10 protein-coding genes are annotated in these 8661 nt (G+C 59.4%); 1 reads left to right on the top strand and 9 read right to left on the bottom strand.

What is annotated here, in order from left to right; all coding sequences use genetic code 11:
* From B3520_RS07900 to B3520_RS07880, 5 genes are all read right to left on the bottom strand, one after another.
* On the bottom strand, positions 1 to 189 hold a 189-nt coding region (locus B3520_RS07900), incomplete at its 3' end, for a hypothetical protein (RefSeq protein WP_286875822.1).
* Between the two features lie 135 nt (positions 190 to 324).
* A complete protein-coding gene (locus B3520_RS07895; RefSeq protein WP_286804132.1) occupies positions 325 to 897 on the bottom strand; it encodes a pilus assembly PilX family protein in 573 nt (190 codons plus the stop codon).
* A gap of 11 nt (positions 898 to 908) precedes the next feature.
* Positions 909 to 1934 carry a PilW family protein gene (locus B3520_RS07890; RefSeq protein ID WP_286804131.1) on the bottom strand — a complete coding sequence of 342 codons (1026 nt, stop codon included), beginning with the start codon at positions 1932 to 1934 and terminating at the stop codon, positions 909 to 911.
* Between the two features lie 27 nt (positions 1935 to 1961).
* Positions 1962 to 2411, bottom strand: a complete 450-nt coding sequence (gene pilV, locus B3520_RS07885; protein WP_024462544.1) for a type IV pilus modification protein PilV — start codon at positions 2409 to 2411, stop codon at positions 1962 to 1964.
* 29 nt (positions 2412 to 2440) lie between these two features.
* Complete coding sequence (locus B3520_RS07880) at positions 2441 to 2998, bottom strand: GspH/FimT family pseudopilin (RefSeq protein ID WP_286804130.1); 558 nt, start codon at positions 2996 to 2998, stop codon at positions 2441 to 2443.
* Between the two features lie 212 nt (positions 2999 to 3210).
* Between B3520_RS07880 and B3520_RS07875 the strand changes: the two genes are divergently transcribed.
* Positions 3211 to 3738 (top strand): GspH/FimT family pseudopilin, encoded by a 528-nt coding sequence (locus B3520_RS07875; protein ID WP_286804129.1) that lies wholly within the window; start codon positions 3211 to 3213, stop codon positions 3736 to 3738.
* 5 nt (positions 3739 to 3743) lie between these two features.
* Here B3520_RS07875 and ispH read toward each other — a convergent pair whose 3' ends face one another.
* The 4 genes from ispH to ileS all read right to left on the bottom strand — a co-directional run bounded on the left by ispH (position 3744) and on the right by ileS (position 8465).
* Entirely contained in the window at positions 3744 to 4676 is a 933-nt protein-coding gene (gene ispH / locus B3520_RS07870; RefSeq protein ID WP_286804128.1) for a 4-hydroxy-3-methylbut-2-enyl diphosphate reductase, read from the bottom strand.
* Between the two features lie 73 nt (positions 4677 to 4749).
* Positions 4750 to 5202 carry an FKBP-type peptidyl-prolyl cis-trans isomerase gene (locus B3520_RS07865; RefSeq protein WP_024462540.1) on the bottom strand — a complete coding sequence of 151 codons (453 nt, stop codon included), beginning with the start codon at positions 5200 to 5202 and terminating at the stop codon, positions 4750 to 4752.
* Entirely contained in the window at positions 5195 to 5674 is a 480-nt protein-coding gene (gene lspA, locus B3520_RS07860; protein ID WP_286804127.1) for a signal peptidase II, read from the bottom strand. Before lspA ends, B3520_RS07865 begins: the two co-directional genes overlap by 8 nt.
* Complete coding sequence (ileS, locus tag B3520_RS07855; protein ID WP_286804126.1) at positions 5667 to 8465, bottom strand: isoleucine--tRNA ligase; 2799 nt, start codon at positions 8463 to 8465, stop codon at positions 5667 to 5669. The genes lspA and ileS overlap by 8 nt, the downstream gene beginning before the upstream one ends.
* Between the last annotated feature and the right edge of the window lie 196 nt (positions 8466 to 8661).

The raw sequence follows: 8661 nt of genomic DNA, 5'->3' as shown, positions 1-8661 counted from the left end.
AAAGCGGCTGTTGGTGTATTCATAACACAAGCCACTATCGAAGTAACCGTAGTAGTCGTAATCGTGTTTATAGGTGGTATCCGGCTCCCCGTCCCCATCAATATCGCTGTAATCGTCGTACAACTTGAAGAACAGCTGATGGTCATTGGACATATTCAGCATGGCCACCGGTCGGACTGGTTGGGTCATAAATAGGGGCGACTGGGCCGGCTCAGCAGCCAGGGCCGTATGGGTGGTAGCGACCGAGAGAAAACTGAACCCTAACGCCCAGGCACCTCGGTATAGCACGGAACTCATCATTCGTTGTTTCATGACGCTACCCTGTTAATTCTTGCGATAAGTTGACTGAAGCACGGCCTGTGATTCACCCGAGCCACTGAGGCCCCGGCTGGTGACCCGAAAGAATTCCATCTGCAGGTCATTGGTATTCTGTAAACTCTGCTGGTCGATGGCGCCACCGGTGGACTGGGATGCGTTGAACGACAGCACCATCAGCTCTTCCACGACGTACCAGGGCTGATTGGCATCGCCGATATTCTCCAGCCCCATATCAACCTGCACGGCATTGGCTTCCCACTGCTCATCGGTCCATTGATGCACCGGGGGCAATGCCAGACCCGGCTGGTTCAGATCAGGCTCCAGACCGGGCGTTGCGCCGGAAAAGTCCAGCCCATCGACGTTGTTGTCCTCTACCAGCGCCTCACCCACCCGGAGGCTGGCCTCGGCGGCCTGAAAGGCCAGATTGCGCTCACGCATGTTACCGGCCATAGTCTCCTGCAGACCGGTACTGCGAATGGCGGCCAGCCCCACGATGGTCATCAGGAGCACCATGATCAGACCAACAATCAGCACGGCGCCACGCTGTTTTGAAGCCATTGTCACTGCATTGACGTTCATAGGTTTACCTCTTAATCCAGGCGTCCGCGGATGCCAACGGTGGTGCTGAAAACCTGACGCATACGCCGATCATCAATTCGCGCATCATCGATGGTTTCACCCCCAAAGAAATAGGGCTGGGGGTCCGGCAATACATTTGGCTGCAGGCTTTGCATCAACAACTCGAGCCTGACCGCCAGGACGTTTTCCCAATCTAAACCAGCGTCATATTCCCGATAATCGTTGGGGATACCGTCACCACTTGAATCCAGACCGTAAAGCACCCGCATATTCTCGACACCTTCGATCAGTTCCGCCCGTTCACCATCCTGATCGCGCCACAGGCTCATGGTACCGGGCGCACCGAAACCGCTTTCGTCGATGTAATAAGTCAGGGTGCTCATCCGCAGGATTTCGGCGCCGGCACCAAACTGTTGCCCCCCCAACTGGGCATCGAGGTTTTTCGGCTGGTTGGCCACATTGGAGCGAGCGTGGACGATTTTTGAACCACCACCGCCAACGTTCTGGAAATTGGTGATCAGGAATACCCGGCCCTGAGTGCAATCTGAAATAACGGCAATATCACCCCGGCAGACATCCCCCACACAGTCGTCCTCCTCTTCCGCTGCCACTTCCAGATTGGCGGTACTGCCTGTGGGCCCAACAATGGGCATGGTCACATTACTTGCCCGTCGAACCACCAGCACGTCAGAACCATCGGCGACATCGATACCATCCATGGGATGATTATCGGAGGAATAGCCCTGTATGGAGATATTGAAATCAAGCAGGTAGTCGTTGGTCGGATCCTCCACCCCAATTTCGATATTCTGATTGGCACCGCGGCTCGAACAGCCCTGGTAGCCCGCCATACGGATATCCTGCGCGAGAAACTCAACCGCCATCCGGCCACTTTCCTGAATCCGGGAAATCGCCTGCTGAGTGTTGTAGGTGGTGCGACTGGTGAGGAACATCTGCATGACGCCGGTCATCAGTACAATGCCGAGGGTCAGCGATATCATCAGTTCGATCAGTGATAAACCTTGCTGTTTACGCATGGGAGGCGCTCTCTCGATTCCGGGCCGCTAAATACGGGAACTGTAGGTAAAAGTGACCAGTTGGGCGTCTTCACCCGCCTCATCCGGTGCAGCGTCTTCATCCACCCAGCGCAAACTGATGGTGCACAACTGGTTGGCATCGCAGTCAATGGCTCCCTCGCCGCCAGGCAACGTCCTCTCAAGCCGATCCAGCCACTGCTGGACGTCTGTGTCCGCCAACGAATTGCCCGCCGGCGCATCATCGCCAAAACCATAGCCGTCATAGCTGTCGATACGGTCCCGGTTGATTCGCATCCGGTCCATGATGTCGTACGCAAGAATATTGGCCTGAGAGCGCAAATAGGCACTGTGGTTGAACTGCAGGCTGCGGTTCTGCAGGGCTCCCATGGCCAAGAGCGACGTGGCCAGAATCAGAACGGTGACCAACACCTCGATCAAGCCGGCCCCCGATTGTTTATGCGAACTGTTCAGTGACATTACAGATTCCTCAAACCGTCTCACGGGGGTTAGCACTCGGCTCGGGCGGAATTGACCGATCCGGACAGGCTGATCCGGATCGCCCGGGCCGAATCGTTGGTGCAGTCGTCATGGCGCGCCAGGCCGGTCACCTGATTATTGTCCGTGCGCGCCAGCGCACCCAACTGATTGAAGCGAACATAGGTCACCGCCCCACCCCGGTTCATCGTGATGCTCATGTCGTTAGCCAAAGGCTCCCGGTCCCGAAGGATATCCGCGTCATTGTTGACCGTGGGGTTATTGCCCTGTTCGCCACCGGCATCGCGATCCAGAATGACCAGCCAGCCATTGGTCCAGTCATTGCCGCAGCCATCGCGATCGGCATTGCTGGCACACAGGGTCACAATATCGGAGCGCTTGACCGCCTCGCTGCGGGTAAAATTCAGCGTCGAGATCAGCTCGTCACCCAGGGCGAGGGACTGGTTGTTGCGGATCATGGCGTTAAAACTGGGAATCGCGATCCCCAGGACGATGGCCAGGACCGCAAGCGTCACCATCAGCTCAATAAGGGTAAAACCTGGTTGGCGAGTAGGAGTGCTTCGTTGCATATATCAACACTTTTTGTTGTTGAGCCGGACAATGCCCGGGCCCGGTGGCTGATCAGGTGGCGGGTGATTCTCTGGACGGACCGACCCTCCGCCTTTATAGTACCAACGCTACCACAACCGGGCCGCCCCACCAGCGGGCGCACGACATGTGGTCAACACGGACGTATGAACGGTAACCCTCGGGAGACCGCCACTTTTCAAGGAGGAAAATTATGCCACAGCGTGGACTGACGCTTCTGGAACTGCTTATCACTCTGGTCATTCTGTCCCTGCTACTGACCATCGGACTGCCCGGGTTCCAGCGGCAGATCGAAGAAACCCGCACTCTCACGATGACCCAGACGCTCCAGGATGCCATTCAGTTGGCTCGCCAACGGGCGGTCAGCCGCAATGGCCGGGTCACCCTGCGCCCGCTCGGTGACTGGGAGCGGGGTTGGGAACTGTTCGATGACGAGAACCACAATGGCGTTCGGGATGACGGAGAGCACGTCGTGCTGACGCACCAACTGCCGCCGGATCTGGGTGGTCTGTCGATTTCCAGTGACAGCAAGTTACGGCGAGCCGTATCTTATGTCGGGACCGGAGAAAGCCGGCACCCCAGCGGCAGCGCACTGGGGGGCTTCCAGGCGGGCCGCCTTACCATCTGCCGTCCAGATGGGTTACAGGGGTACGAGCTTGTGCTTTCTCGTATGGGCAGAATGAGGCGCCAAACGGTGGGACCGGAGGTCTGCACCAACTGAGTCGGTCAGCGCAGTTCCCGGGGCAGGCTGAAACTGATGGTTTCGGGCGTCCCCGCGGCCTCTTCGGCCGTCAAAGCACCCCAGCCGCGCAGCTTCTGGACCACTTCTTCCACCAGCACTTCCGGCGCGGAGGCCCCGGCGGTGATGCCGATGCTCTCTTTGCCCTCTAGCCACTCTCGGTGGATGCACTCTGGGCCGTCCACCAGGTACGCCTCGGTGCCGCAGCGCTCGGCCAGCTCGCGCAGGCGGTTGGAGTTGGAGCTGTTGTGGGAGCCGACCACCAGTACCAGGTCACACTCTAGCGCCAATTGGCGCACGGCATCCTGACGGTTGGTGGTGGCGTAGCATATATCGTCTTTGCGCGGCCCCAGGATATTGGGGTATTTGGTCCGCAGGGCGTCGATCACCTTGGCGGTATCGTCCATGGACAGGGTAGTCTGGGTGACATAGGCCAGATGGTCGGGGTTTTTGACCTCCAGCGCCGCCACATCGTCTTCATCTTCGACCAGATAGATGGCACCGCCATTGCTGGCGTCGTACTGACCCATGGTGCCTTCCACTTCCGGATGCCCCTCGTGGCCGATGAGCACGCACTCGCGCCCTTCCCGGCTGTAACGCACCACTTCCACGTGCACTTTGGTCACCAGCGGGCAGGTGGCATCGAACACCTGCAGGCCGCGATCGCGGGCTTCCTGCTGCACGGCGCGGGAGACACCGTGGGCACTGAAAATCACGATCACATCGTCCGGCACCTGCTCCAGCTCCTCCACAAACACCGCACCGCGCTCGCGCAGAGTGTCGACCACAAATTTGTTGTGGACCACTTCGTGGCGAACGTAAATGGGGGCGCCAAAGACATCCAGGGCACGATTGACGATATCAATCGCCCGGTCGACACCGGCACAGAAGCCGCGGGGGTTGGCGAGTTTGATTTGCATAGTGTCAGACAACCTGAGAGGTTCCGGCGGGCGGGGCCCGCGCAAAGTGAGCGCCGACGGGCGGCGCGGGTGTTCAGTGTACCTGAGCCGGCTCGACGTTCAAAACCGCCACTTTGAACAGGATATCCCGCCCAGCCAGCGGATGGTTGAAATCGATCAGCACCCGCTGATCATCGAATTCCCTCACCACCCCGGGTAATTCGGCCTTCTGGGCGTCGGCAAAGGAGAGCATCAGTCCCTCTTCCAGCTCGATATCGGGGCCGAACTGATCTCGGGGCATTTCCTGCATATTGCTCGGGTTGTGCTGGCCGAAACCATCCTCGGGCGGAATGGTGAATTCCTGCTGGTCACCCGGCATGAGGCCAAACAGCACTTTTTCAAACCCGGGCAGCAGATTACCGTCACCGACGGTGAAGGTCGCCGGGTCTTTATCAAAGTTCGAGTCGATTTCCTCGCCATCTTCCAGGCGCAGGGAAAAGTGGAGCGTGACGGTGGTCCCGGGCCCCACGGGCAGCTGTTCAGTCATGACGTTTGTCCTTGCCAAATAACATATCCAGGATCAACAGGGCGGCGCCGACGGTAATGGCCGAATCGGCGATATTGAAGGCCGGCCAGTAGTAATCCTGATAGTGCACCACGACAAAATCCACCACATAGCCCAGCACCACCCGGTCGTACAGATTGCCGATGGCACCGCCCAGAATCAGCGCAAGCGCCAACGCCTCGTAGCGTTTTTCGCTCACCCGCGCCAGCCAGATCACCAGCACCACGCTGACCACGGCGGCCACCACGGTAAAGAACCACCGCTGCCAACCCCCGGCATCACTCAGAAAGCTGAACGCCGCGCCGGGGTTGTGCAGCAGGGTGAAGTTGAAAAACGGCGTGAACACCACGGGCTCGCCATAGGTGAGTGCGGCGGATACCCAGTGTTTGCTGATCTGGTCCAGCGCGATCACGGCAATTGCCAGGGCGTACCAACGCCAAGCGGATTTAAGCATAGTGGCGTTCCTCACCCTGCCCTTCGACGTTGTCCACACAGCGGACGCACAGGGTCGGGTGCTGGGCGACGCTGCCCACGTCGGCCCGGTGGTGCCAGCAGCGCTCGCACTTGTCGTAGCTGGATTTTTCCACCGCGACCTTGAGCCCCTCAACATCCGTCAATTCCGCCTCGGTGGCCTCATCGAGCGGGCGCACCTGAGCGGTGGAGGTGATCAGCACGAAACGCAGCTCGTCGCCCAGTTTCTGCAGCACGGCTCGCAAGTCGTCATCGGCAAACAGAGTCACTTCCGCGCCCAGAGCGCCACCAATCACACCATTGGCGCGCTGGGTTTCCAGCACCTTGTTCACGGCATCTTTGACTTCGGCGATCTGGTGCCAATCCTCTTCGCTGAACTCGGACTCACCGGCCTCGGGTAACGTGTACCATTCGGCGGCAAACACCGGTCCCTGACGTTCACCGGGCACCAGCGGCCAGATTTCATCGGCGGTGAAGCTCAAAATCGGTGCGATCCAGCGCACCATCGCTTCGGTGACGTGATAGAGCGCGGTCTGGGCCGAGCGCCGCGCCAGACTGTCCGCCTGGGTGGTGTACTGGCGGTCCTTGATGATGTCCAGGTAGAAACCGCCCAGTTCCACCACGCAGAAGTTGTGCAGCTTCTGGTAAATCAGGTGGAACTGATACTGGTCGTAGGCCTTGATGATATCGGCCTGCAGCTCGGCGGCGCGACCGACGATCCAGCGATCCAGCGCCACCATTTTCTCTGGTGCCACAGCGTGTTCAGAAGGCTCGAACCCGTTCAGATTGGACAGCATGAAGCGGGCGGTATTGCGGATGCGACGATAGGAGTCGGCGGTGCGCTTGAGAATCTCGTCGGAGACGCTCATCTCGCCACTGAAATCCGTGGCGGCCACCCACAGACGCAGAACATCGGCGCCCAATTCTTTCATGACTTTCTGGGGCGGCACCACATTGCCCACGGACTTGGACATTTTCCGACCCTGGGCATCCACAGTAAAGCCGTGAGTCAGTACGGTTTTATAGGGCGGCGTACCGTTCATGGCCATGGCGGTTTTCAGGGAGGACTGGAACCAGCCGCGATGCTGATCCGAGCCTTCCAGGTACAGGTCCGCCGGGTAGCGCAGATAACCGCGCTGCTGCAGTACCGCAAAATGGGTCACCCCGGAGTCGAACCAGACATCCAGGGTATCGGTGACCTTCTGGTAGCGCTCGGCATCGTCGCCCAGCAATTCAGCGGCATCCAGATCAAACCAGGCATCCATCCCGTCCTGCTCGACTTTTTTGGCGACCGCTTCGATCAGTGCCGGCGTTTCCGGGTGCAGATCACCGGTTTCCTTGTGAACGAACAGAGCAATGGGCACACCCCAGGTGCGCTGACGGGAGATACACCAGTCCGGCGAGGAGGCCAGCATGGAGTCGATGCGCGCGCGGCCCCAATCCGGCACCCACTGCACCTGATCGACCGCATCGCTCACCTGCTCGCGCAGCTGGTTCTTGGTCATGCTCACGAACCACTGGGGGGTGGCCCGGAAGATCAGCGGAGTTTTGGTGCGCCAGCAATGAGGGAAGCTGTGGGTGATTTTACCCTGGGCCAGCAGGGCGCCCTTTTCTTCCAGCAGGGCGACGACCTTTTCGTCCACTTTGTAGACGTGCTCGCCGGCAAAGATCTCCACGCTGTCGCGATACAGGCCGTTGTCGTCGATGTAGTTCAGGGTGCCGATGCCGTATTTCTGACCGACCACAAAGTCGTCCATGCCATGGTCCGGGGCGGTGTGCACGCAGCCGGTACCGGCGTCGGTGGTGACGTGGTCACCGCAGATGACCGGCACCTGCCGGGCATAGAACGGATGGTGCACCTGCAGGTTTTCCAGCTCCTTGCCCGGTGTACGCCCGACCACTTTGTAGTCCTCCTGCCCGGCCCGCTGCATCACCGATTCGAGCAGCGCTTCGGCCACCAACAGTCGTTCGTCACCGGTCTGTACCACGACGTAGTCCAGTTCCGGATTGACGCTGACCGCCTGGTTGGCGGGCAGCGTCCAGGGGGTGGTGGTCCAGATGACCAGTGACACGTCGCCGCTGCCGGTCAGGCCCGGCACGGCGTGCTCCAGGGCGTGCTGATCGGTGAAGGCGAATTTCACATCGATGGAGTAGGAGGTTTTGTCCTGGTATTCGACTTCGGCTTCGGCCAGGGCGGAGCCGCCCACGACGCTCCAGTAGACGGGTTTGAAGCCTTTGTGCAGGTGGCCCTGGTCGGCGATTTTGCCGAGCGAGCGGATGATGTCTGCCTCGAATTTGTAGTCCATGGTGAGGTAGGGGTTGTCCCACTCACCGAGCACGCCCAGGCGGATGAAGTCTTCTTTCTGGCCTTTGACCTGGCGCGCGGCGTAGTCGCGGCATTTTTGCCGGAAGGCTTTGTGATCGAGTTTGACGCCGGCTTTGCCGTGTTTCTTTTCGACGTTGTGTTCGATGGGCAGGCCGTGGCAGTCCCAGCCGGGCACGTAGGGGGCGTCAAAGCCGCTGAGGGTTTTGCTTTTGACGATGATGTCTTTCAGAATTTTGTTGACGGCGTGGCCGATGTGAATGTCACCGTTGGCGTAGGGGGGGCCGTCGTGCAGGATGAATTGCTCCCGACCAGAGCGCGCCTTTCGGATTTGCTGGTAAAGATCGTCTTTCTGCCAGCGTTTGAGCATTTCGGGCTCGCGCTGTGCCAGGTTGGCCTTCATGGCGAAGGCAGTGTGGGGCAGATTCAGGGTTGCTTTGTAGTCGCTCATAATCGTCAATTCGCCAAGTATTTGTGGCTTTCGAGTGCGTAATACGCTTCGTTAATCGGTTCGGCCCGTTGTGGGGTCGCCCACCACAGAACCTTCGTGCCAAATTTGAGTCCGGCCCGAAGCGGGTAAAGCCTTCCCGGACACGCCGTAAACCCATCCCTGGGGGCTCGAATCGCCGGTCCCCGGCTCCACGGTC

Source organism: Marinimicrobium sp. UBA4509 (assembly GCF_002388575.1).
Classification (GTDB): Bacteria; Pseudomonadota; Gammaproteobacteria; order Pseudomonadales; family Cellvibrionaceae; genus Marinimicrobium; species Marinimicrobium koreense.
The sequence above is the reverse complement of the archived record's forward strand: the minus strand, read 5'-3'. Positions and strand labels throughout refer to the sequence as shown.